Origin of the sequence: Singulisphaera sp. GP187, from assembly GCF_900129635.1 — a bacterium.
In the GTDB taxonomy this organism is placed as follows: domain Bacteria; phylum Planctomycetota; class Planctomycetia; order Isosphaerales; family Isosphaeraceae; genus Singulisphaera.
On the sequence record NZ_FSRB01000001.1, the window covers coordinates 2,005,582 to 2,030,781 of the forward strand.

The following is a 25,200-nucleotide window of genomic DNA, read 5'->3' on the forward strand; positions in this document are numbered from 1 at the left end:
CCTGGCGCACAGACCGAGGACGTGGGGCAAAAACGGGGACGCAGCTAGAGCGCCTCACAGTTGCATAGCATACGCCGCACGGTCCTGGAACCATCCGGCGATGTTTTCGGGGGTGACGTCATGCAAGGCCGAACCGAACGCCGCATAGACCGTCTCCTTCGTTCGCGCCGCCGCCGACCTCATCGCACCCTTGACCTTCGAAAACATCTCCTCAATCGGTGTCAGGTCCGGACTCCACGGCGGCAACGGCACCACCTCCGCTCCGGCCGTCTCGACGGCCTCGATCGCATCTTCCGACTGGTGCGGCTTGAGATTGTCCCAGATCACCACGTCCCCCGACTTCAACTCCGGGACCAACACCTGTTCCACGTAGGCCTCGAACACGTCGGTGTTGGTGGCGCCCGGGAAGGCCAACGTCGCCGTCACCCCGGAGAGGCCCATCCCGCTGGTCAGCGTGATCGAATCCCAGTGCCCGGGCGTCGTGGAGTAGACGCGTTCTCCCACCGGGGCGCGGCCGTAAGTCCGGGTCATCGCCGTGTTGGCCCCGCATTCGTCCACGAAAACCAGGCGTTTCGGGTCCACGCCAGCGAGTCGCTCGCAGAATTCGCGCCGCTGCTCCTGGACGTCCGGGCGGTCCTGCTCCTGGGCACGGGGCACCTTCTTCTTGCGCGGCAGCCCCAATTGGCTCAAGGCGCGCGAGATGGTCATCAGGCAGCACGAGAGGCCGAGTCGTTGGCGGCATTCCTCGAGTGTGGCATCGGGTTGCTGGCGGATCAATTCTCGAAGCCGTTCCAAGTCCTCGGACCCGAGCACGGCGGGGTTGCCACCGCCGTGCGGTCTGGGTTCGACCGAGCCGGTCGTGCGATGGAGTTGGAGCAAGCGTGTGACGAAGGAGATACTGACCAGGAACCGTTTCGCGATCTGGCGTACCGACCCGTCACCGCGCTGGATCGTCTCGAGGACCCGCAGTCGGAGATCTTGAGAATAGGGTGTCATCGGCCACCTCCTAACTCAGATCTCCTTTCAAATGGAGTGCCATCCAACTGTTAGGCGCTCTAGTATTGACGTCCCGTCCGGAGGGGCTGTTCGGCAGTGGCCAGGGGGGGAACAAGGACATGCATCGCGATCCCAAGAGCGCGATGCATGTCCTTATGTCGCCCTAAGACATGGGCGGGAGCGCTCCACCGGGATTCTTAAACCCAGGATTTGAAGTTCGGCAGCGAACTCAAATTCTCTTTAGGTTAGGCGCGATCCCGAGATATCATGGGCTAGCAACGCCCGCCCCGGTTCCTCCACGGAACGCCTCTTTGACATCGTCGCGACGCAGGACCAGCAGCGCCCATATCCCGAAAGGGAGTCCAAGGAGCACAACAGGGGAACAGAATGGGATTAGCGACACGATCGCTGCCGTCATCGCGTTGGCGTACGATCGGCCCTCAAGCATCTGCAGGGCCCCGTACAAGACACTTGCGTGAATGCCAAGTAGCAACCCGTTGGCGACGATATTGGCAGCGATCAGTTCCCCGCCTCTCTCCGGCCCTTCATCGCGCAGCATCTTTGGTACGTCGCCGACGATGGCGTGCGTGAGGACGGCGCCGTCTAGTACTACAGCGCTAAGTCGTATCCCATTTGCATCGGGGCAACTCTGTGAGTTTGATGCCCAACTCATGCAGCCTTCGCCTTGTCCGCTTGGTGTGGCACCGCTGTGCCACGGCGTTTCGACGTTGCGCCCGCTCGATCTCTTCGGAGGTTCGCTCCAGTAGCTTCCGCGGAGCACTCAGCCCCAACCACCAGAATGGGATCAACGCCGCTACTGCGGTGTGTACCTGGCACTCCGTCAGGCCCAGGTTTTTCCCCCCCGAACTCCTGTCGCATCCGCGACAGGAACAGGTAGCTCAGGCAACTCAGGATCAGGTGGCGTTTGAGCCCCTGGTAGCGTCGGCCCTCGTACTGATCCAGCCCGATCTCGGACTTCTGGTCTTCGAAGCAGCGCTCGACTCGCCACCGCGAAAATGCGACGAGCAACAGCACCTGCACCGACGTCTCCTCGGGGGCGTCGCCGACGAAGAACTTCAACTCCGCCGGGTTCAAGACGTCGCGGGCGGCGACCAGGTGCAGCGGCTCGCCCGGCAACCCGTCCGCGCCCACGGGGGAAAACCGCAAGTGCTTGACTTCCCAGACCATCGGCCCCTTGTGCCCGTCCTTGACCCGCCACCGGACCCAGGGCTGGTTGCGAAACCCGTCCTGATCGAGCATCGCCTCGACCCGCCGGGCCGGCGCGCTGCCGCTCGCCAGGCGAGGCGTCTTGCGGCCGCGGCCCCGCCCGTGCTTGCGATACTTCCTGGTGACGACACGCGGTGCCTTGATCCAGCCCATGAAGCTCCGCGGCACCTCGCCGACGTACTTCTGGCTGCGGCCCCTCAACCCCCGCAGGAACTCGGGCTTACTGCCGTAGCCCTCGTCGAAGGTCACCCAGTCGAAGTGCAGACCGTTGGTGATGGCGCGGTCGTAGAGTTCCAGGGCGATCGTCCACTTGGGCCGGTAAACCATAGCGTCGGGGATGCCAGTCTCCCGGCAGCGGTCGCGGTCAGAGGACCAGGACTCCGGCAGATACAGTTCGCCGTCGAGCAGGCAGTGAAAACCGTCGCGGGCGTAGGCGAGGTGGACCGTGACGATGCAGTTCTCCTTCTTGCCGACGGAGCCGCACCACTGCCGCTGCACGCCGGGGGTCTTGTTCCCCTTCTTGACGTCGCTGGTCTCGTCGAAGACGCCGATCGCGTTGGGGCCGGCGTGCTCGTCGCGGACGATGTGCTGGAGCCGGTCGCGCGCCCGGTCCTGGTCCCAGCAGTGCTGGCTGAGGAACTCCTGCAGGGTCCTGACGGGGACGCCGGCATTGATGGCGATCGGCTCGACACTCTTTTCGGGGATGTCCGAGAGTTGCCCGGAGACGTACACCGGCAAATGGGACCGCGTGTCCTTGCGCGGGAAGCAGTCATCGAACCGCTTGAGGAACTTGTTCAGCGCGGGTTTGAGCTTGCGGATCTGTGGGATATCCATACTCGTCCCTCCATAAACCATGAAGGCGAGCATACTTTCGCAATGGCTGGCGGATCAAGACGGTACAACTTGGCGCTGTAGTACTAGAATCATCGCCAGAACGGCAAGCACGATCAACGCTATGGCGGGTGGGCGCAATGACGACGTGGCCTCAATATGATCGAGGCTTCCTCCGCTAGGACGGTCCGATGTCGCGGGGGCCTCATACGGATTGTCCAGCATGACGATGGCCTTCCGCCTAACTTGTGATTCTCTAACGGCAATGCCTTGATAATGTGTGGCGAAGGGTGGCGTGTCAACATGCCAAGCTTGGGAGAATTCAAAGGGGGTCAGGAGCGAATGGCACGAGGATAGCCTAACTCTCTAATTAGCAATATTTTAAATCAGCACGATCACTAACGTCAAGCATGGCGTCATGATTGGTATTTATGCTCGCGTTGACTTGCATTGTTCACGCGTGCGCAGTCTCCGGAACGAGAGTGACCTCCTCGGCGGGTATCCTGGTGGTTCGAACAACTCCACCGGCTACCGCACCAAGGAGGTCACTGTGGATCAGTCTACCCCCTCGTCCCCGACTCGCCAATTCGATTCGGTCCGCAATCAACTCGCCCAAGCGGAAGGTCTCGCCTTCCTCAGACTCCTCTCCCAACCCATGGTCGCGGCCACTTGCTGTCACCTCAGCCATCGATGGCGCGACCGGATTTACACGCCTTGGATCACCCTGAGCCTCTTCCTGTCCCAGGTCCTCGCCGCGGAACAGTCGTGCGATCAGGCGATCGATCGATTTCAAAAATGCCGCTACGATCAGAAACTGCCCAAGGTCGCTACCGACACCACCAGCTACTGCGAGGCCCGCCAGCGCTTGCCCGAGGAACTCATCGGTGAACTGGTCCGACGGACCGGGGCCTCGATCCTCCAGAAGGCGAAACCGTCCTGGCTCTTTCACGGACGAGCCGTCAAGATCGCCGACGGCTCGTCTGTCGTGATGCCGGACACTCCGAGCAACCAAAAGGCTTATCCCCAGCCGAACTCCCAGGCGCCCGGCTTGGGGTTTCCGATCGCCCGCATCCTGGTGATCTTCAGCCTGGCCGTGGGGACGGTGCTCGATGCCGCGGTCGGTCCTTATCAGGGCAAGGAGACCAGTGAGTTGGCCTTGCTCCGCCAGATCGCCGGCCAATTCCAGAGCGGCGATATCCTGCTGGGCGACCGATTCTTCTGTTCTTACTGGGTAATCGCAGACTTTCAGAAGCGTGGCGTCGATGTGGTGGTGCGGCTCCATCAGTGTCGCTCGGCGGACTTTCGCCGCGGCCGTCGACTGGGCCGGGAAGACCACGTCGTCACCTGGTCAAAGCTCAAGGCGATACCCGACTGGATGAGTCGAGCCGAGTACGAGGCGATGCCCGCCGAATTGACGATCCGGGAACTGCGTGTCCAGGTCAGGGACAAGACCAAGCGGGTTCGCCAACTGGTCGTCGTTTCGACCCTCTCGGATGCCAAAACCTACTCGGCCAAGGAGTTGGGGGACCTGTTCCGCCAACGGTGGCACGCAGAATTAGATTTACGCGCGTTGAAAACTCACATGAACATGGAGATGCTGCGGACCAAGAGTCCGGAGATGGTCCGCAAGGAGATCGGAGCGCATCTGCTGGCGTACAACTTGATCCGTGGGCTGATGGCCGAGGCGGCGCGGGTCGAGCAGGCGAAGCCGCGGACGCTGAGCTTTATGGGAGCGGTCCACACGACGTGCGCATTCGAGGAAAGTCATCTGTACGATCCCACGTGGATCGAAGCGGATTTGCCGCGACTGTTGGAGTTGATTGGCGAGAAGCAGTTGGCAGATCGTCCGGACCGGTGTGAGCCGCGGGTGGCGAAGCAGCGGCCCAAGCCCAAGCCGCTGTTGAGGATGCCGCGGTGGGCAGCCAGGCGTCTGATAAAACGAGGGATGATCCCATACAACAAAGCATAAAATCGCCTAAGCACACTAGCAATTAGTCGACGTAAGCTTTTTGCAAAACAGTGTTTACGCTATCCTCGTGCCATTCGCTCCTGACCCCTTTTCTGAGCCCAGGGCTGGAGCTCGGCCAGCCCGGCATGCTCCACCCAAGCATCGTAGGATTGACACAATGAACAAGATATGGGACAAGCGTCAGTGCCGATCACACGGCATTATCCACCTATAACGCTCACATTCTCCGTAGAGAAGGGATTTCCATGGACTGGAAAATAAATCCTCAACGCTTATCCTACCCCGCCTTCTGCATCGCTTTCCTGAGCAGCCCAATACTTCTCGCTGAACCTATCGAAACGTGGCAAGGTGCTAAAGCTCAGGTCTATGCCAGTGGCACGGAAGCGTCACAGCAAGGAGCGGTCGCGGAAGCCAGCGCCACGGGCAAGACTCGTATCTATTACACCTCATCGAATGCGCAATACGAGCCCGACGCCTGGAGTGTTGAAGCGCGAAGCACCGCCAAGGCGGAAGCCATTGGCACGCGCGACGCCCTGCTACGCGTCGGCGTCACCCACAGGAATGACAATCCCGGAACATATCCCTTATTCGGTCACAGCGATCCGCCTGCGTACGCATCCGCTGAAGCATCCTGGGTAGGCGATAGAATCCATATCGCACCAGGCCCAGATGGGGTCATACCCGAACATGTTCGCCTTGGGGTGATGCTTGAGCTACCGAATCCATGGCTTGAGGCAAGTGGGTACGGAGTCGGGGTTGGCAACATCGACCTGAAATTGGGCGACCGACTCCTCAGCGTCGGCGGGGGTTTCCGCCGTGACTCGCCCAGGGATGACATTTCCTCCCAGCTCGTCCAACTTGGTTTCGACTCGGCCGAGCGAGTCGCACCGGACTCCATTTACTTTCACGCCAAGGCGTTCGTGGACCTCGCGATTGATCACCAAGGATGGAGCGATCCCTTCGACCTGAGCCTCAAAGCCATCGCCGCCACCGGACTCGAAAGCAACTCGTGGTCATATATAGGCCTCGGCGCAATCACAGTCTCTTTGGATGACCTCGTCCTATCGGACGGTACCTCGGTCGTCGATGCGGGCTACAGCGCCACTTTTGAGTCGGGGCTTGACTGGCCGCAACCGGTCCCCGAGCCAGCCTCGATGGCCTGCTGGTTCGCTCTGGTCAGCGTTGCAGGGTGGCGCTCCTTGAAACGGTCGAGAACCACGGCGATAGACGGCAGCCCGATGGGCTAGAGCGGTCTTCGTCCGGCTACGTCGTGAGCCGGGTGGCTGGGGTCCGAAGTCGGCCCCAGTCACCTCGATGGTACGCAATCCAGTAACGTCGGGCCAATGCCGGCGGTTCGCTTCTCACGGGAGAGGAAAAGGGGTCAGGAGCGAAGGACACGAGGTTAAGAGCGGGTGTGCACTGGTTTTCGTCGCAAAAACAGTGTGCAGGAGCCTGAAAAGGTATTGTACGGAATCCTTATCCTCGTACCCTTCGCTCCTGACCCCTTTTCTGAGTCCGCCCGATTCCTATATGGCGGTCTCTTCTGAGTCCTGAGCTCCGTTTTGAGCGTGAGAGTATCAAATGAGTCGCTGACAAGTCATCGCCGGCCTGTCTGAACGGGATCGCGCGTCGTCACCCAAACCAGGACGACCGAAGTCGGCCGCTGACGAGCCTTGTCCCGCGCCTCCAAGTTCGCTGAATTCTCAGGTGACGTCACCGTCGCGGCGCCTGCCTGCGCCACGGTCAGTGACTCGGTTGAATCCATCGACTTGGCGGTGGAGGTTTGAAGACCGGTCGCGTCCCGTTCGTTGGCCGGTTTCGCGTCTGCCAAATCGTCGGATGAGACGGGGGGCCTGGGCGAAACTTCGGGAACTGGAATCCCATCGAATTCGGGACTTCGGCGATAGACGACCGCCTGATTCTTGGGGAGGGCCCGAGCCCGGATCGCGGACTTCAGATCCTCTTTCGCCGGTGGCGGCGACAGCGCGGTCGCTCGAGCCCCAGTCGAGACGGCGACCTGTCCGATACCGGAAAGTTGAGTCACCACCATGGGATCAGGTACGATTTCTTCAAACTCGGCCGGAAAATCAAGTTTCAAACGATTGCGGAATTGTTCAACCTCGTCCTGATCCATCACGAGCGCGAAAACGGTCGCCTGATTGGGGTGCTTGGGATCGATCACGATCCCCTGACTTACCGTGATCTTACCGAAAAGCGGATCGAGGCGCGGGATGCCGCGAACGAGACCTTCGACCCGGCCGGGCATGTCACCACCAAACTCATCAACCACGACGAAAACGTGCTTGAGGTCGGGGCTGTCGAGAAGTTGGCGAATCCGCGTTTGCTCGCGGTCGGTTTGGAGCTCGGTTTCGTTGCGTTCCGACCCAACCAGGCGATGGCGCGGGGAGACCGTGGGCGCATCGGATCGACTGACCACACTCGTGCTCGAGGGAACCGCCTCGAGCGGACGGTGGAGGGTGGAGTCAACCTTCGCCGGCCTGGTGGTCGCGACCGCCATGGGCTGATGGGCTGGAGCCGAAGTCGCGGGGGTCGGTCGGGCTCGGCCCGTGAGCAGACCGAGGCCGACGGACAGGACGGCCAAAGCCGCCGCGGCCAGACCGATCCTCACGATCGGCAAGCGTCGGAGGCGCGACACAAGTGAGCCCCGCCCTTGGGAACGGGTCCGCGCCACGATCGCCGAGGCGAGATCCTCGTGAAGCGCCAATCGCGGCAAGTTCGCGACGAGATCGCGGACCACGGTCAACTGACGGAGGCGTTCGGCCAGGGCCGGGTTGGCAAGCAACGCCGACTCGACGCTGGATCGCTGCTCTGGGTCGAGCTCGCCGTCGAGATAAGCGGACAGGAAAATTTCGTCTTCGGTCTTCATGGTCACTCGGCGGGTCAGGGCCAATCGGGCATGGGCCTCGTGCCCCCCATCACGTCTCGTCAGTCTCACGCTCATGGCGAATGTTGCGAAGATTGGCGAAGGTGCACATCCTCATCGACGAGGCTTCGGAGCCGATCGCGCAATTCGCAACGAGCCCGGTGCAACCGACTCCGGACCGTCCCAATGGGAACCTCCAACATCGCGGCAATCTCTTCATACTGAAGTCCGTCGAACTCCTTCATGACCACAACCGCCCGATGGTCGGCGGCTAATGCGTTCAGAGCGTCCTGGATCAGCCGATCGCGCTCAGCCCGTTGCAGAGGGGCCGAAGGGTCGCTCTCAGCCACGTCGTACGGCGGGTCGATCGGCGCGGAACCCGAGTCGAGATTGAGCCGAAGTACCGGCCTTCGACGCCGACGGCCAGATAAGGCCAGGTTGACCGCGATCCGATAAATCCACGTGTAAAACGAACTCTCACCCTGGAAACGATCAAGCTTTTCGAAGGCACGCAGGAATGCGTCCTGCAACAGGTCACGAGCTTCATCCGCGCAGCCGGTCAGGCGGAAAATGGTGGGGTAAAGTCGATCCTGGTAACGGGTAACCAGGACGCCAAACGCCTCCGTATTTCCCGCGCGACAAGCGTCAATAAGGGACTTGTCGTCGTCACACCCGGACATCATTATCCTTGGACGCCGTGAGGTCGAGAGAGTTCCAAAAGAAAGCGCGATTTGCTGGAAACACTGGATCCGAGGCGAGATTCGGCATGAAAAAGTGGGAGCATCCTCCCAAGTTGCCCAGGTCGACCCGCGGTGAACTCCCCACACCATTGGCCCACACCGATCCCCTGGACTTGTCCCCTTTGATCTTATCAGATCATGCCGGTTCTCGAGAACCACCTCAATACGTTCCTGGCGGCCTGTTGGTTCTCCGGCCGCGGAGCGGCGGTACGGCGTGTTGGTTTTCCATTTTTCGGCAAAACCCGCTCCGAAGGTTTCGTTCAAGACGATGTGGCCGGCGATCCTCCGGCGTGCTATGGTGACTGCACTTCCCGATGGCACAGCGTGGCATACCGACTGTGCTCAACCCATGATTCCTGATGAACGGAGAGTCGTTTTGTCGGGTCGAACGGACCTCGCGACTCACTCTCCGCAGATCCTCTTGAAGAGACGAAATGATGGCGGATTTCTTTGATCTCTCGGGTCAGGTTGCCTTGGTCACGGGGGCGGGGCAGGGGATCGGTGAAGGGATGGCCCGCCGTCTTCATCAGGCCGGCGCTCGAATCGCCGTTTTCGATGTCGACGCGAATCACGCTTCCCAGGTCGCGGACTCCCTCGGAGGCGTTGCGGTCGTGGGCGACGTCACCTCCGAGGCCGACGTGGCCCGCGCGGTCGGACGTGTCCGGGACGAACTCGGCCCCGTTTCGATCTTGGTGAACAACGCCGGGATCACCGGACCGACTGACGTGAGTTGGAACCTCGCCCTCGAGGACGTTCGACGAGTCCTTGATGTGAACGTCCTCGGGCCGTTCCTCTTCTGCAAGGCGGTTGCGCCGGGCATGATTGAGCGGAGGTACGGTCGGATCCTGAACGTCGCCTCGATCGCGGGCAAGGAAGGGAACCCCACCTTGCTTCCTTACTCCGCCTCGAAGGCCGCGGTCATCGCGATGACCAAGTCGCTCGCCAAGGAACTGGTGGGTCGAGGCGACCTGACAGTCAACGCGATCGCTCCGGCCGTCATCCGAACGCCGATCCTGGCGGGAATGGCGCAGAGCACGGTTGACTATATGCTTTCCAAGATCCCGATGGGCCGTACCGGGACCATCGAGGAAGTCGCCGCCCTGGTTCATTTCTTGGTGAGCTCGGAAGCGAGCTATACCACCGGGCAGTGTTACGATATTAGCGGCGGTCGAGCGACCTATTAATTGACCGACTGACTGACCGCGCCTGCCGTCTCCGGAAACGACGAGACGGCAGGACGATTCGACCTGAACGCGCAAGGGACGTCGAATGTCGGAGCGATATTGGCTCGTCCATCCTAATGGGGGCCGTCAACTGATCGACCCGCGCCAGTTCGACGTCGAGCGCCTGGCCGAACAGGTCCAAGAGATTGGCGGGCGTCTGATCGTCGAACCCGACTCGTACCGCGAAGCCAACGCGGAACCTTCAATCGCCGCACCACCGCGGCGGTTCGAGCCGCCGATCTCGGCCCTTGGACCGCTCTTTTGCGACCGGTTCGCCAAGATCTATTGCTGCCAGTCTGACTACGAGCTCGAGATCAACATCAGGCCGACCACTCGCGTCCTGGGTGGCTACTACAAGACGCGCAAGCTTGTGCGAATCTATTCGCATGATCGCCAACTCGGCCGCCGACCCCTCGACGAGCTCTTCGACACCTACTTGCACGAGATGGCGCACCACATCGAGTACACCGAACCCGACTCGTACCATGCCGCCGCTTGCGGCCGGGTTCCGGGCCGGATGCACAGTCGACTCTTCTGGAAGATCCTCGGTGATTTGAAGTGGCGCTGGGCTGAGCTCCAGCGCCGTAGCGATTGATCACCGACGGATTTGAGACGATGGTCGACGCCCTGGTTTCCGAATCCAATTACTTGGACGAAAGACCGAGCGATTTGACCTTCGCGGCCACGTCTTGGCCCGCGCTCTTGGTGGTGATCTTCTTGTCGATCTCCTTGATCTTGCCCTCTTTGTCGATGTAGTAGGTCCACCGACTTGCGACCCCATTCGCCGGGTTGATGACCCCGTAGGCTTGCGCCACACTCTTGGTGGGATCGCTCAGAATCGGGTAATCGAGGCCGAGCTTCTCGGCAAACTTCTTGTTGTCCTCGGGGGTATCGACGCTGGCGGTGAAGTAAGCCACGTTCAAGGGTTTGAGGGCGTCACCGTTCTCTTTCAGGGACTTGCACTCGATGGTGCAACCGGGGGTGTCAGCCTTGGGGAACCAGGCGATCACGATCGCCTTCTTGCCTTTGAATTGATCGAGCGAGTAGGTCTTGCCGTCGGTCCCCTGGAGCGAGAAATCAGGGGCCTTGTCGCCAACCTTCAGGTCCTCGGCCTGCACCGCGGCCGCGCCTGCCAACGACATGGCCAAGGCCAATCCCAGGGCGGGAACGCTTCCGATAAAACGACTCATGACGACCTCCTCGAAGGTGTGAGTGGATGGTGGGCCCATTCCCCAACGCCCGGTGGCGCCTGGGAAGGGTGTCGAGCGTAGCAGCGGGAACCTGAGAATTCAACGACATGTTCGGTTCGCCAGTCGCATCAAACGTCACGTAACGACTCGACCCTGGACCTCCGACTCGGTTAAACTGGCGGGGGCCAATCCCCCGTTCCCCTGTTTCCCTCTCGAGGTTCGCCGATGTCTTCGGAGAGTCCGCCGGCGCGAAAGCCGAGGTCCAAGCCGGCCCTAGGTTCCCCCCCGCTCATCGACGAACACCCTCCGCTCCCGGCCACTCTTCGCGTGCTCGACTGGATCCTGATCGCGTCCTTCCTGGCGCTCACGTTCCTCCTGGGCATCTTCCCGCTCAAAGATACCGACTTCTGGTGGCACCTCCGGACCGGTGACTGGATTCGCGAGCACCACACCGTTCCCGTCTCCGACCTCTATACGTTCACGGTGCCCGACCATCCTTGGATCGACTTGCACTGGGGATTTCAAGTCGCTCTGAGTTGGGGTTACGCGCACGGCGGGGTCGTGGCCTTGAACCTGGCCAAGTGCGTGATCACCTGCATCGCACTCCTTCTGGTCATCACCACCAAGAAACGGGACTGGCCGGTCTGGGTCATGCTCCTGGCTTGGCTGCCCGCCTTGCTCGTCCTCAGCGGTCGAATGTATGTACGGCCGGAGACGTTTACCCTCCTTTACCTGTGCGCGGACCTGGCGATTCTGTTTCGTTGGGACAAACACCCCAGGCTTGCGTTTCTGCTGCCGATCGTTCAGGTGGCGTGGGTCAACTCGCAAGGACTCTTCGTTCTCGGCCCGATTCTGATTGGGTTTGCCCTCATCGCCGCGATTTTTCGACCGGGTGCGTTTGCTCCGTCGCGAACGCGCTGGTGGCGCACCGTCGGAATTGCAACACTCTTGACGGGCGCGGCCTGCCTGCTCAATCCGTATGGGCTGATGGGAGCGATTTACCCCCTCCAGCTCTTGCAGACGATGGGGAATCCGATCTTCTCGAAGTCGATTGCCGAGTTGACCCCAATCCCGGAGTTCATCAGACGGAATGTGGGTTGGTACAACCTGCCGCTCTGCCTCCAACTTCTCACCATCATCCTGGGCGCCTTGAGCTTCGTTGTTCCGATCCTCTGGTCGGTCGCGGCGCGTACTCCGGCCTCATCCCCGCCGATCGATCCGCAAGTCGACCCGTCAGCTCAAGGAACTTCCACGAAAGACGCGTCCAAGCCGAAACGGAAGTCGGCGAAACGGACGAAGCCGGCCCAAGAGCCTTCGCAGGAACGAGTGCGAGACTGGTCGATGACGCTCTTCCGGTTTTTGCTGTTCGCCGCCTTCTGTCGGTTGAGCTGGCAGGCCACCCGAAATAGCCATCAGTTCGCGGCCGTGGTGGGCACGATCACCGCCTGGAATCTCGCGGAGTGGGCGGCCGCCATCCGCCGGCGCCGGCCCAGAATCGAGGGCGAGTCGCTCGCTCCGTTCATCCTCCCACGGTTGGCCACGCTCGGCTGCATCGCATTTGTGTTCGCGATCGTCGCCACCGGCCGACTTTACGCCTGGACCGGCGAGGACCGACGGATCGGACTGGGAGAGGAACCGCTCTGGTTCCCGCACGAGGCGGTCAAGTTCGCCGGGAAACCGGGGATGCCCAATCGCTTCCTCAGTTTTCACGACGGCTACGCCGCACTTTATGACTACTACCACGGCGCGGAGCGAACTCCCGGCCTCGAACGGAAGGTGTTCGTCGACGCTCGACTCGAGGTGGTCGGACCCGAGTTATATGAGCGTTATCTCAACCTTCAGAGCGAGATCGCGGGCTTGAAAGAATCGTCGAACTGGCCTGCCCAGCTCGACGAGATCGGTCGGCCCGTCATCCTGGTGGGACATGCCGCCAATTCGATGATCGGCGCGAATCTCATGACCACACCGCACTGGCGCTGCGTCTGGTTCGATCCCATCGTGGCGCTTTTCGTTCACGATTCGAATGCGGAGGTCGTCCGCACCGCTCAGGTCAATTTCGCCGCGCGCCATTTTCAACCAAGTTCGGCAACGATCCCTCAAGGGATTGATGCGTTAATCGCCTCGGCCAAAGCCATCTGGGCCTACGCTGGCGTCTTGCAAGCGCATCAGCGACCCGACCTGGCCAGGCCGATGGTTCTCCTGGGCCTCGACTACGCCCGGCGGATTCATCAGGCCGACCTTGAGTCGCCGAACGGTTGGAAGTTGATCGGTGAGCTCGAGTCGGCCCGCGAGGCTGCGATCGAGCCGAAGCATCGTGTTCAGCGATACCGGCTCCCTTTCGATCCGGTCTTCGACCTCTCTGCGGTCCGTGCGACCTATGCGCTCAGACGTGCTCATCTGGCCGCACCGAACGATTTTCTCACACTCCTTCTCTTGAGCCAGCAATACCAGGATCGGCTCATGAACGAGGCGGCCGCCCCGTTGCACGAGCGTCTTATTGGACTGCGACCGATCAACCCGAATCAGAGCGAAACCCAGGCCAAGTCCGCCAATGAGCTCGCGAAGCTTCGCGAACAGTTAGGGCCGGAGATCGGTACGACCTGGGAGAACCTGAGCGAACTCGACCGGATCGTTGCATCGATGCTCGACTCGGGTCGGGCCGAACCGGCGGCCGATCTCCTCGAGCGGGCCTACCCAAGCGAGACGAGGCCCTGGGAGATTACCGATCGCATCGCAACCCTCCGACTCCACCTCGGAGAAGCCGAACGCGCCCGCGTCCTCTGGCAGAAGGCGAGCAATCCATCGCAGCCCGCGATCCGCTCGGCCCGGGTCGCGGTGAGTTACTTGGTGGAAGGCGTGTTCGATGAGGCTCGTCGGCATTATCAGGAGGCACTGCGCGACGACGCCGACCTCTTCGAGGCCCACTACGGCCTGGCCATTCTCGAGCAGGACGCGGGCCGCGCGACCGAAGCCCTCCGCCATGCTCGCATGGCGGCCGACCATGCACCGAAGGGGAATAATGTCGCCAAGGCGGCCGCCCAAACGATCGTGGGCGAAACCCTTCCTTTTGCCGAGCTCTGAGATTCTGCCCGACTTCAGGACGGGTTGTAACGATGACCGAGCTCCGTGCAATTCCACGGCTCAACACCCACGCGAAAACCAGCCGTTGGCTCGGGAGATGATTGTCAGCGACTTCCGGGAGGGCTAAGTTCAGGCCTCGGCCCTCACAAATCGGTCTTCGCGACCCGGCTCTTCCCGCGGAGTGGTATGCTCATGAATGCAATCCGGCTGCAAATCATTGCTCTCTCGGCCTGGACCGCGATCGGACTTATGTGCCGGGACGCGCCGGCGGAGGAGAAGAAGGAATACCCTTCCCTTGGCACGATCGAGCGAAAGGATCCACGTCTCGATCGCTTGGTCCCGAGCGAGGCGAAGATCGAACGGCTCGCCGACGGCTACGACTGGTCCGAGGGACCCGTCTGGGACCGGCAAGGTCGGTTTCTTCTGTTCTCCGACGTCCCCCAGAACATCGTCTACCGCTGGAAGGAAGGGGAGGGGGCCAGCGTCTTCCTCAAGCCGAGCGGATACACCGGTTCCGTCCCGCGAGGCGGTGAACCGGGCTCCAACGGGTTGACCATGGATGCCCAGGGCCGGCTCGTTCTCTGCCAGCATGGCGACCGTTGCATCGCTCGGCTTGAACCCGATGGTAAGTTCAAAGTCCTCGCCGATCGCTACGAGGGGAAACGATTTAACAGCCCCAACGACGCCGTCTTCAAGTCGAATGGCGACCTCTATTTCACCGATCCCCCCTACGGTCTGCTCGGGAAGAACGACGATCCGAAGAAGGAGTTGGGGTTCAACGGCGTCTTCCGCCTTTCCAAGGACGGTAAGGTCACCCTCCTGACCGACAAGATGACCTATCCCAACGGGATCGCCTTTTCCCCTGATGAGAAGACGTTGTACGTGGCGAACTCCGACCCAGATCAAGCCCTTTGGATGGCCTATGACGTCAAGCAGGACGGCACGCTCGGCCAAGGAAAAGTCTTTTTCGACGCCACGTCGTTGGCCAAGAACAAGGCCTTGAAAGGATTGCCCGACGGTCTGAAAGTCGATCAAGCGGGGAATCTTTTCGCCACAGCTCCGGGAGGCGTTTTCATCTTCAGCCCCGACGGCACCCACCTCGGAACACTTGCCACGGGCGAGGCCAACGGCAACTGCGCCTGGGGTGACGATGGCTCGACGCTCTATGTGAACGCCGATATGTATCTCGCCCGGATCCGCTTGACGACCAAGGGACTCGGGTTCTGAGCGAACGAGACTCCAAGGCCTGCGTTAAGAAAGGGATAACCCGGGAAATCTGAACGATTGGCCACTCGACTCGAATCGGGAGTTCGGCGTCTTTCTCGGGCTCCTTGAGGCGTCGTCGATCAGCCTGGTTGTGGATGTCCGTCGTTTCCCGGGATCCAGACGCCAACCGCAATTTCAGCGTGACGCGTTGGAGGTCGAACTCCAACGCGCTCACTCCGCTCTCGACACCTCGGGGCCCTGGGGGGTCGACGACACGAACGCATCCTCGATTCGCCGAACAACGGCTGGCGAGTCGAGGCATGATCGCGCGGAACCGCTCTTTCCGCAATGAGTGACAATCGTCGCAACCCGCAACGGGCGAAGGACCGACCAAGCCCGCGCGGGGGTGGGCCAAATCGCCGATTTCGACTGATCGCGGCCTTCTCCCGACGTCGAAGGAAAGAGTCGGCAGCCAATTGTTCCTCAACTGGGTTGAGTCGGGGTTCGTCCTGCGCACGACCACCTCGCCGATGGGAAGCCGACCACCGATGCCTCCGAAACGTACCGGGACCAAGGCGACCGCGAATTCGCCCGCGGGAAACTCCACGTCGCCGCAACTCGTCAATGCCGTCCTGCTGAGCGTGGCCGTCAGCTATGGCCTCTACATTCTCGTTCAGCGAGGGAGGGTCAGTTGGCCCCCTCATGACTTGCTCGCCGGTATCTATACGCTCGCGGGCTGTCTCGCGCTGGTGGGCCCCGTCGTGCTGGCCCGAGTCGATTCCGGCGAGCGCGGACTCGGGGAATTGCTCTGGATGACCGGCGGTCTCTTGCTCTGGGTGTTCAACGCCACGGCGATGGCCCGCGGTTCCTGGCGGATGGAAGCCTGGGCGACGCCGCTCGGATACGAAGCGATGGGCATGACCATGCTCGCGGTGCTCCTCGCCGGTTGGCGATGCCGCCTGGGGAGTCGTTCTTGGTCCTGGACCAACGTCACCGGGTGGATCCTCGGGCTCTTCTGGGTGGCCATGGCCTTTTCGACCTTCATGCCCGCTCGATTCCCGGGCCTCGCGTCGCGCTGAACACTTGACGCTTAACTCAGGTCTGATTAGCCTCAAAGACGTCAGGTCCGTCGGCCGGTTCGCGGATTTGTTGTCGGAGCTTTTCTTCCCGCACCGGGTCGAGCCCAATCCAGACCGGACCGTTTCCCCGCCGCAGGAGTTTTGAACGTGGCGCTCGATCAAGATCAGAAGCCATCCGTATCAATATCAGCGCCGATCTCGGGCATTGATAACGAAATTGCCGCTTACCGAGCGATCAGCCCGGCAGCGATTCTGAGCTTGCTCTGCGGGTTAGTGGCCGTCCTCTGCTTCACCAGCTGGTTCTTTCTCGCGTTCACGGTTGCCGCGATCGTTCTGGGCCTGAGCGCCGAACGGCGGATTCGTCGCGATCCCGAGATCTGGACGGGCCGAAAGATGGCCCAAGCCGGAATGGCACTCGGCCTCGTCTTCGGTCTGGCCGCGGTGACGAGCACCCTGGTCCAAGATTTCCTCCGCTCGCGAGGCGCGGGACACTTTGCATCGCAATATGCCGACGTCTTGAAAAAGGGAAGTATCGAGGACGCCGTGTTCTATACGGTCTCGCCGCTCGCTCGCGAGGGAAAGAAGCCGGCCGAGATCTACAAAGAAATCTCCGCCCAGGCCCAACCCGGCATGCCTAACGAACAGCTTGCCGCGTTGCGGAATCTTCAGGACCGTCTGTCCAGCGGGCCTGGCGAAGCCATCGTCTTCGAAAGACTGGAAGGGCACGGCCTCGACGGCATGAATCCGTACGCCTCCGCCCTCTACCGGCTTCAAGGCCCCGGAAACCAGAAATTCCCCGAGAAAGAGCAGTACGCCTTGATCTTTATCAAGGGGGCGACGATCAAGGGGCGGACGCAGTGGTGGGTCGAGAACTCGAAATTCCCGTATGAACCTGCTTCCTACGTGCACAAACAAAAATCAACCACCGAAGAAGGACAGGGGCAGGGTCACGCTCACTAACTCACCAGTGGGTGGAGGGACCCAGCACGACCCAATGGCCCTATCCCTTGCTTGAAATTCAACGAGCGCTCCCGCGAACGACCAAGCAAGCCGATGATTCCGAAGAGGTGGTGGGGACAACCCACCACCTCTTTCCGTATCAGGTCGACTTCAACGTGTCATACACTCGAAAGCCGATTCAACGGAACGTCACTGATGCCGAAGCTCAGCCGGAGGCCGAGTAGGCCGCATAGCACTTCTCCGTCTCCCAAAGGATGACCTCGACCACCGGAAGCCCCTCGTCCGCGGTGCGTTCGAAGATCAGTCGAGCGATGTTCTCGGCCGTTGGATTCGCGTCCATCACGAAGACGCGCTCACCTTGCTCGATCAGGACAGGCAGAATCGGGTCGTCGCGGCAGAGGAGCATGTTGTGATCGAGGTTCTCGTCGATCCAGCGCTGAACTTTCTGCTTGATCTCAACAAAGTCGACGAGCATGCCCCGTGAGTCGAGTGCATTGGCCTCGAGCACGATCACCGCTCGGCCATTGTGGCCGTGAAGATGCTTGCACTTCCCCTCGTAATTGAGCAAGCGATGCCCATAGCAGAAAGCGATCTCGCGCGTCACTCGGTACATCGTGGGATTCGTCTCGTCTAAAGTCTAAAGGTCAGTTCCCGCGGCCGTTCCATTCGGGCCGTCAGGAGAAGTCGCGGCGTAATTCGTTGGATCGGGAAAGCGCGCATCGCGAAATCCGTTGCGACGCTCCTCGCACTTATTGCACCGTCCGCAGTGCTGGCCGTCCACCGGACTCAGGCAGGAAAACGTAAACTGCAAGGGGAGGTCGCGGCCTCGCTTCAACACCTCGTCCTTATGCATCCGGTCAAACGGTCGCAAAATTCGGAGCCGGCCGTCCATCGCCTGGTTCACGGCCGCCTCGATCTGTTCAAAGAACGTCGGCGTACTGTCCGGGAACGGATTGGTGCCAAGACTGCCCAAGGCAAGATGCTCGACATTCCGCAGCCGGCACCACACCGCCGCTTTGGAAATGAACAGCAAGTTGCGACCGGGCAAGTAAACCGCCTCGTCAGGCGAGGTCGCGTCGGGAACAGCAATTCCCTCCACGCTCCAATGCCGGCCATAAACATTGGCGACCGGCTCGTCCAGAATCTCGAGAGGGAAGAGCCCCGGGTGCTCGACAGCCTGGAGGTAACGCCGCAAACAGCCCAGCTCAACCTCTTCCCAGTGGAGCCCAAACCGAAAGTAGAGCGGGCGGACCCGACGGAACTGCCGGAGCAAATCGACGCAGAGGATCGCGCTCTCCAAGCCGCCGCTGACTAGCACAGCGACTTCAGGGATCGCGTCTAATTCGGACATCGTCTGTAACCTGCCTGCCGGTCTTGACGTCAAATGCGACCTACGTCCGACACGAACGGACCACGCATCAGACCAACCGAAGCATTTTAAGACGCCCTCATCCCGAGGGATAGTGGACCACGACGCAATCCGGTTGACCGAACGGCCTTCGTCTCCAAACCACGCAGAGCCCGCCCAACTCGCACGACCAGGCCTCCCCAGACGAGAAGCGGACGGAGAAAATCGCTCGGAACACCATCCCGGCAGAGAGGGGAGTAAGCCGCCACAAGGTCCGTGATGTCATGATTCAACGTTCCTGCGCAAGACCACCCATTCACGTCTTCATTTTTGGATTTTTAAAAACGGCCGCTCGGGGACCACTCGACTGTTGACCTTCGGAGCCAACCTGCTATTATCTCCCTTGTCGCCTGTGTCACCACGGGTGACAACGAAACGGCCGGCTGACCTGGCTGCGGGAAACCGACGACCAAGACAGCGGGCCGCGATGTTGTCGGTAGGGTCGGCCGGCGTGACACGCCTTCACAGGCAAGTCGCTCCGGCCAATCGCATCGATAGCAACTTCGTTCTTTGACAATCCGGTCGATCGTGGTTCTGTGGTTAACAGAGAACCTTTGAGGGAAGCCGGCGTGGAGCCGTTTGAGTCGTCTCGACCCCGTTTGGTTGGAGGTCGAATGGCGACGGAGACGGATCCAACAGCCAACAGCACGAGGGAGCAGGGGCTTGCCCCGGTGCCCTCGAGCTGCGACCAGTTAGCAAATTCCTCAACCCTAGAAGGTGAGGACCGGATCTCTTGCTTTTCGGAGCAAGGGAGACGACCAATCTCGAAGGGTTTGATCCTGGCTCAGAATGAACGTTGGCGGCGTGGATTAGGCATGCAAGTCGAACGGGCCGCAAGGCCAGTGGCGCAAGGGTGAGTAAGGCGACGGTAACCAACCCCAAGATTGGGTATAGCCGCGGGAAACCGCGGGTAATCCCCAGCGACGCAACGACACCGGCATCGGTGTTTTGCCAAAGCTTCGGCGTCTTGGGACGGGCTGTCGTGGTATTAGCTTGTTGGCGGGGTAATGGCCCACCAAGGCTGCGATGCCTACCGGGCGTGCGAGCGTGGCCCGGCACACTGGGACTGAGACACTGCCCAGACTCCTACGGGAGGCTGCAGTCGAGAATCTTCGGCAATGGGCGCAAGCCTGACCGAGCGACGCCGCGTGGAGGATGAAGGCCTTCGGGTTGTAAACTCCTGTCGAGGGGGAAAAAGGGTCGAAAGGCCTTGATTGATCCCTGGAGGAAGCACGGGCTAAGTTCGTGCCAGCAGCCGCGGTAAGACGAACCGTGCGAACGTTATTCGGAATCATTGGGCTTAAAGCGCGTGTAGGCGGGTTCGTGCGTCTGTCGCTGAAATCCCCCGGCTCAACCGGGGAAGGGGCGCGGATACGACGAGTCTGGAGGGGCATAGGGGGACCTGGAACTTCCGGTGGAGCGGTGAAATGCGTTGAGATCGGAAGGAACGCCCGTGGCGAAAGCGAGGTCCTGGATGCCTACTGACGCTGAGACGCGAAAGCCAGGGGAGCGAACGGGATTAGATACCCCGGTAGTCCTGGCCGTAAACGATGGGTACTGGATAGGGGGCTCGCCGATGGGCTCCCTGTCGTAGGGAAACCGTGAAGTACCCCGCCTGGGGAGTATGGTCGCAAGGCTGAAACTCAAAGGAATTGACGGGGGCTCACACAAGCGGTGGAGTATGTGGCTTAATTCGAGGCTACGCGCAAAACCTTATCCCAGGCTTGACATGCACGGATTAGCCGGCGGAAACGTCGGTGAGGCCGCAAGGTACAACGTGCACAGGTGCTGCATGGCTGTCGTCAGCTCGTGCCGTGAGGTGTTGGGTTAAGTCCCCTAACGAGCGAAACCCCTGTGTCTAGTTGCCAGCACGTTATGGTGGGAACTCTAGACAGACCGCCGGCGTTAAGCCGGAGGAAGGCGGGGATGACGTCAAGTCCTCATGGCCCTTATGCTTGGGGCTGCACACGTACTACAATGGGGCGGACAGAGCGTTGCTAGGCTGCAAAGTCACGCTAATCGCAAAAACCGTTCCTCAGTTCGGATTGCGGGCTGCAACCCGCCCGCATGAAGCTGGAATCGCTAGTAATCGCGGATCAGCATGCCGCGGTGAATGTGTTCCTGAGCCTTGTACACACCGCCCGTCAAGCCACCAAAGCGGGGGGCATCCGAAGTCGCCGGAGCCGCAAGGCAGGCGCCGAAGATGAAACCCGTGATGGGGACTAAGTCGTAACAAGGTAACCGTAGGGGAACCTGCGGTTGGATCACCTCCTTTCTAAGGATTTTTCTTAGAAAATCTCGGCTCTGAGGATCGTGGAACATCGCTTCGGCGATGGAACCGATTCAAGAAGGGCCGCATCGGCACCGTCTCCTTGATCAGATGGTATTTACGCCGGCTTCCCACGAAGGTTCTCAAACCACACGTACACGATCGACCAGAGAGGGGACCCCTCATCCGAGGGGTCCTTTCGCTTTCTTCCGTTTGCGTTGCACTGCTGGGTGCGGGGCGGGACCGTACGCGGTCTCGCCCCCTGGCCAGCGGCCAGTGCGGATTCTCAGGAGGGAACTTCAAGGCTTCGGCCTTGCGGGTCCGTCGTGGGAGTTCGGTCAGCTCTTTTTCAATTCGGTGGTTAGATCACGCAAGTGAGAACCGCAAACGAAGTGGTCGTGGCAGACCAAAGTAGAAGAATCTCTCCACAATACAGTGGAACCCTTACGGATGCGTGAGAGTCGCTTGCCGCGAGGCAACCGACCTCACATTGGGATCGTTACCCAAGTGAGAGTGACTCCTGCGTCGCGAGACGCTGGGCACTCGATCGAAGAGAGATCGGGGACTGACCCCTCGCCAGTTCGGCAGTCGAGTTTCTTTCGGGAAACCGCGGCGTCCGGATCGGCGTGGTCAAGCTCCTAAGGGCACGGGGGGGATGCCTAGGCGTCATCAGAGAGACAGGCGTGGAAGGCTGCGATAAGTCCAGGGGAGTTGCCTAACGAACGTCGATCCTGGAATGCCTGTAGAGACCCGGGGAACTGAAACATCTCAGTACCCGGAGGAAAGGAAATCAACCGAGACTCCCTCAGTAGCGGCGAGCGAACGGGGATCAGCCTAAACCGAGTGGGACACCACTCGGGGTCGTGGGGCCGATAACATGGGATGAGTGAGCGTCAGCTGAAGTCTCCTGGAACGGAGCGCCAGAGCGGGTGATAGCCCCGTAAGCGACGATGCGACCTCCCCTCTTCGGTACCCGAGTAGGGTCGGGCACGTGAAACCCGGCCTGAATCGGCGGGGACCATCCCGCAAGGCTAAGCACTCGATGACGACCGATAGCGAACCCAGTAGGGCGACCGAACGGTGGGAAGAACCCCGATTAGGGGAGGAGACTGAACCTGAAACCCCGTGCCTACAAGCGGTGGGAGCGCGATGTCTCTTCGGAGACCGCGTGACCGCGTGCCTTTTGCATAATGATCCGGCGAGTTACTGTATCCGGCCCCAGGTTAACCCCTTCAGGGGGGGAGCCGTAGCGAAAGCGAGTCTTCATCGGGCGCCATAGTCGGGTGCAGTAGACGCGAAACCAGGTGAACTACCCATGGGCAGGTTGAAGCGACCCTAACCGGTCGTGGAGGACCGAACCCACCAGTGTTGAAAAACTGGGGGAGGACCCGTGGGGAGGAGTGAAAGTCTTATCAAACCTGGAGATAGCTCGTTCTCTCCGAAATGGCTTTAGGGCCAGCCTCGGGACATATCACGCGGGGGTAGAGCGACGGAATTCGGTAGGGGGGCTTCCCGCCTACCCTCCGAAACCCAACTCCGAATACCGCGTGACGGACCCCGGGAGTCAGAACGTGGGGGATAAGCTTCACGTTCAAAAGGGAAACAACCCAGACCGCCGACCAAGGCCCCCAAATCGACGCTCAGTGGCAAAGGAAGTGGGATCGCGGTGACAGCCGGGATGTTGGCTTAGAAGCAGCCATCATTTCAAAAGTGCGTAACAGCTTACCGGTCGAGCCATCCCGCGCCGAAAATGACGGGGACTAAGCGTCGTGCCGCAGTCGCGGATCAGGTTAAAAACTGATGGTAGGAGAGCGTCGCCCACCGCAACGAAGCAGAATGGAAACGATCTGTGGAGCGTGGGCGAGTGCGAATGCCGGAACGAGTAACGACAAGACAGGTGGGAAGCCTGTCCGCCGAAAGCACAAGGTTTCCTGGGGAAGGTCAATCCGCCCAGGGTCAGTCGGGACCTAAGGCGAGGCCCAAGGGCGTAGCCGATGGACAGACGGTTAATATTCCGCCACCCGATGGTAAGGTTGAACGACAGAGGACGCCGGTTTCAGTCAGGTCGGGGTGCTAGAATACTCCGTGCCGCAAGGCCGACAGCATTCGATCTGGAAGCCTGATGCCAAGCCGGCCACGAAAAGCCCTGTCGGGACGAACCATCCGGCCCGTACCGCAATCCGACACAGGTGTGCTAGGCGAGTATCCGAAGGCGTTCGGGAGAACCCTCGTGAAGGAACTCGGCAAAATGACCCCGTACCTTCGGTATAAGGGGTGCTCTCCGTAAGGAGAGCCGCAGAGAATCGGCTCTAGCGACTGTTTATCAAAAACACAGGACTCTGCCAACTCGCAAGAGGACGTATAGAGTCTGACGCCTGCTCGGTGTCGGTAGGTTAAGGGAGCCGATGAGGCGTAAGCTGAAGTTGGCGACCGAAGCCCCGATAAACGGCGGCCGTAACTATGACGGTCCTAAGGTAGCGAAGTTCCTTGTCGGGTAAGTTCCGACCTGCATGAATGGCGTAACGACTGGAGCACTGTCTCCACGAGGGACCCGGTGAAACTGTAGCCGTGGTGAAGATGCCACGTACCCGCGGTCAGACGGAAAGACCCCGTGAACCTTTACTGCAGGTTGGCATTGGGTCAGCGTCCTTTCTGTGTAGCATAGGTGGGAGGCCGTGATCCGGCGGCGCCAGCCGTCGGGGAGCCATCGGTGAAATACCACCCTGAAATGACTCTGATCCTCACCGGTCCGTAGCCCGGACCGGGACCATGCTCATCGGGCAGTTTGACTGGGGCGGTCTCCTCCCAAAGAGTAACGGAGGAGTGCAATGGTACCCTCGGCCAGGTCGGCAATCTGGCAACATGAGCGCAAACGTAGAAGGGTGCCTGACTGCGAGACCCATCAGTCGAGCAGGGACGAAAGTCGGCGTTAGTGATCCGGCGGTGCTGGATGGAAAGGCCGTCGCTCAACAGATAAAAGGTACTCCGGGGATAACAGGCTGATCTCCCCCGAGCGTCCATAGCGGCGGGGAGGTTTGGCACCTCGATGTCGGCTCATCGCATCCTGGGGCTGGAGAAGGTCCCAAGGGTTTGGCTGTTCGCCAATGAAAGCGGTACGCGAGCTGGGTTCAGACCGTCGTGAGACAGGTCGGTCCCTATCTGCCGTGGGCGTAGGAAACTTGCGAAGGGTCTCCCCTAGTACGAGAGGATTGGGGAGGACCGACCTCTGGTGTACCGGCTGTTCCGCTCGGGGCATCGCCGGGTAGCTAGGTCGGGAAAGGATAAGCGCTGAAGGCATCTAAGCGCGAAGCCCTCTTCAAGACGAGGTTTCCAGCACGCAAGTGCGAAGGCTCCTGGAAGACGACCAGGTCGATAGGCCGGGAGTGCACGGCGAGTGATCGCCGCAGCCGACCGGTCCTAACAGCCGATCGCTTGACCACCCCGATCCGTCCGCCGGCTCCCTTGATCGGGACTCGAATCGGACAGGAATCAGGGTTGCATCATTCACCGATCGCATTCGATCGATCACACGGCGACGGATCCCATCCAATACGGGGACCACGCGTCGTGAAGAGACTCGAAGACGGTTGGTCATGCCCATCGAAACGCGCGGTTTGAGCTTGCGTGATGACCACACGAACCTGAACGACCGACACGTGCTCGGCAGGCTTGATCGCTTGCCGAGTGCTTTTCCGGCGAACATACTGACGGGGTCCCACCCGTTCCCATTCCGAACACGGCCGTTAAGCCCGTCAGGCCCATGATAGTGCCTTTGGCGCGAAAGTCGGTGATCGCCGGAATCCTTCAGCAACGCCCCGATCCCTCTTCATCGAAGGGTCGGGGCGTTTTTTATTGCGCGCTAGCTTGCGTGAAGCTTTCGCTCGCCTTCCCCAGGTGAGCGAATCCCGCCCGCAGGTCAGCGATCGCCCCCCCTGGGACCGCGGGCGACCCGCCCGCAATTCAATTTGATCTTTCAATTCAATACAAGAGCGGGCGGGTCGCCCGTGGTCCCAGGGGAATTGATCGAAGAGCGGGCGGGACGCCCACGGTTCCAGGGAGCTCCTGGCTGGAAATCATAGGGAATGGTTTTGCGGAGGGGGACAGGGAGCGATCCGCTCCCCGCTCACCTTACGGACG

General features: G+C 60.7%; 16 protein-coding genes and 3 rRNA genes. 12 read left to right on the forward strand and 7 right to left on the reverse strand.

What is annotated here, in order from left to right:
• Window positions 1–54: 54 nt before the first annotated feature.
• Together BUS42_RS07880 and BUS42_RS07890 are read right to left on the reverse strand one after the other, a co-directional pair.
• Window positions 55–996, reverse strand: a complete 942-nt coding sequence (locus BUS42_RS07880; protein ID WP_074306078.1) for an IS630 family transposase — start codon at window positions 994–996, stop codon at window positions 55–57.
• A 669-nt stretch (window positions 997–1,665) separates the two neighbouring features.
• Window positions 1,666–3,057, reverse strand: coding sequence for an IS701 family transposase (locus tag BUS42_RS07890; protein WP_074304409.1), 1,392 nt, complete (start codon window positions 3,055–3,057; stop codon window positions 1,666–1,668).
• Between the two features lie 547 nt (window positions 3,058–3,604).
• Between BUS42_RS07890 and BUS42_RS07895 the strand changes: the two genes are divergently transcribed.
• Both BUS42_RS07895 and BUS42_RS07900 read left to right on the forward strand, forming a co-directional pair.
• Window positions 3,605–5,023: an IS4 family transposase gene (locus BUS42_RS07895; RefSeq protein ID WP_074310823.1), complete on the forward strand. Its 1,419-nt coding sequence runs from the start codon at window positions 3,605–3,607 to the stop codon at window positions 5,021–5,023.
• A 245-nt stretch (window positions 5,024–5,268) separates the two neighbouring features.
• A complete protein-coding gene (locus BUS42_RS07900; RefSeq protein WP_074306448.1) occupies window positions 5,269–6,270 on the forward strand; it encodes a hypothetical protein in 1,002 nt (333 codons plus the stop codon).
• Window positions 6,271–6,620: 350 nt separating this feature from the next.
• On the opposite strand, the gene BUS42_RS07905 is transcribed toward BUS42_RS07900, so the two are convergent.
• Window positions 6,621–7,910: an anti-sigma factor family protein gene (locus BUS42_RS07905; RefSeq protein ID WP_254053372.1), complete on the reverse strand. Its 1,290-nt coding sequence runs from the start codon at window positions 7,908–7,910 to the stop codon at window positions 6,621–6,623.
• Window positions 7,911–7,981: 71 nt separating this feature from the next.
• A complete protein-coding gene (locus BUS42_RS07910; protein WP_254053373.1) occupies window positions 7,982–8,590 on the reverse strand; it encodes a sigma-70 family RNA polymerase sigma factor in 609 nt (202 codons plus the stop codon).
• A 491-nt stretch (window positions 8,591–9,081) separates the two neighbouring features.
• Between BUS42_RS07910 and BUS42_RS07915 the strand changes: the two genes are divergently transcribed.
• Window positions 9,082–9,831, forward strand: a complete 750-nt coding sequence (locus tag BUS42_RS07915) for an SDR family NAD(P)-dependent oxidoreductase (RefSeq protein ID WP_254053374.1) — start codon at window positions 9,082–9,084, stop codon at window positions 9,829–9,831.
• A gap of 85 nt (window positions 9,832–9,916) precedes the next feature.
• Window positions 9,917–10,465, forward strand: coding sequence for a hypothetical protein (locus BUS42_RS07920; protein ID WP_074306450.1), 549 nt, complete (start codon window positions 9,917–9,919; stop codon window positions 10,463–10,465).
• 49 nt (window positions 10,466–10,514) lie between these two features.
• Here the strand turns inward: BUS42_RS07920 and BUS42_RS07925 are convergent, their stop codons facing one another.
• A complete protein-coding gene (locus BUS42_RS07925) occupies window positions 10,515–11,060 on the reverse strand; it encodes a peroxiredoxin family protein (RefSeq protein WP_074306451.1) in 546 nt (181 codons plus the stop codon).
• A 225-nt stretch (window positions 11,061–11,285) separates the two neighbouring features.
• Here BUS42_RS07925 and BUS42_RS07930 point away from each other — a divergent pair, with 225 nt between their 5' ends.
• The 5 genes from BUS42_RS07930 (at window position 11,286) to BUS42_RS07950 (ending at window position 17,386) form a co-directional block, all read left to right on the forward strand.
• Window positions 11,286–14,141, forward strand: a complete 2,856-nt coding sequence (locus BUS42_RS07930; protein ID WP_254053375.1) for a tetratricopeptide repeat protein — start codon at window positions 11,286–11,288, stop codon at window positions 14,139–14,141.
• Window positions 14,142–14,333: 192 nt separating this feature from the next.
• Window positions 14,334–15,368, forward strand: a complete 1,035-nt coding sequence (locus tag BUS42_RS07935) for an SMP-30/gluconolactonase/LRE family protein (RefSeq protein WP_254053376.1) — start codon at window positions 14,334–14,336, stop codon at window positions 15,366–15,368.
• A gap of 130 nt (window positions 15,369–15,498) precedes the next feature.
• Window positions 15,499–15,699, forward strand: a complete 201-nt coding sequence (locus BUS42_RS44900) for a hypothetical protein (protein WP_254053377.1) — start codon at window positions 15,499–15,501, stop codon at window positions 15,697–15,699.
• 196 nt (window positions 15,700–15,895) lie between these two features.
• The gene (locus BUS42_RS07945) at window positions 15,896–16,426 is read left to right on the forward strand and encodes a hypothetical protein (RefSeq protein ID WP_074310833.1); all 531 of its coding nucleotides are present in this window, start codon (window positions 15,896–15,898) and stop codon (window positions 16,424–16,426) included.
• A 147-nt stretch (window positions 16,427–16,573) separates the two neighbouring features.
• Window positions 16,574–17,386 carry a DUF4190 domain-containing protein gene (locus BUS42_RS07950; protein ID WP_074306452.1) on the forward strand — a complete coding sequence of 271 codons (813 nt, stop codon included), beginning with the start codon at window positions 16,574–16,576 and terminating at the stop codon, window positions 17,384–17,386.
• Window positions 17,387–17,591: 205 nt separating this feature from the next.
• On the opposite strand, the gene BUS42_RS07955 is transcribed toward BUS42_RS07950, so the two are convergent.
• Both BUS42_RS07955 and BUS42_RS07960 read right to left on the reverse strand, forming a co-directional pair.
• Window positions 17,592–17,999 (reverse strand): 6-pyruvoyl trahydropterin synthase family protein, encoded by a 408-nt coding sequence (locus tag BUS42_RS07955; protein WP_074306453.1) that lies wholly within the window; start codon window positions 17,997–17,999, stop codon window positions 17,592–17,594.
• A 24-nt stretch (window positions 18,000–18,023) separates the two neighbouring features.
• Entirely contained in the window at window positions 18,024–18,737 is a 714-nt protein-coding gene (locus tag BUS42_RS07960; protein WP_074306454.1) for a 7-cyano-7-deazaguanine synthase, read from the reverse strand.
• Window positions 18,738–19,555: 818 nt separating this feature from the next.
• Between BUS42_RS07960 and BUS42_RS07965 the strand changes: the two genes are divergently transcribed.
• From BUS42_RS07965 to rrf, 3 genes are all read left to right on the forward strand, one after another.
• Window positions 19,556–21,069, forward strand: a 16S ribosomal RNA gene (locus BUS42_RS07965).
• A gap of 622 nt (window positions 21,070–21,691) precedes the next feature.
• Window positions 21,692–24,503 (forward strand): 23S ribosomal RNA (locus BUS42_RS07970).
• A 251-nt stretch (window positions 24,504–24,754) separates the two neighbouring features.
• Window positions 24,755–24,863: ribosomal RNA gene (gene rrf / locus BUS42_RS07975) — 5S ribosomal RNA — on the forward strand.
• Together the 16S, 23S and 5S rRNA genes form the textbook arrangement of a ribosomal RNA operon.
• Window positions 24,864–25,200 lie beyond the last annotated feature (337 nt).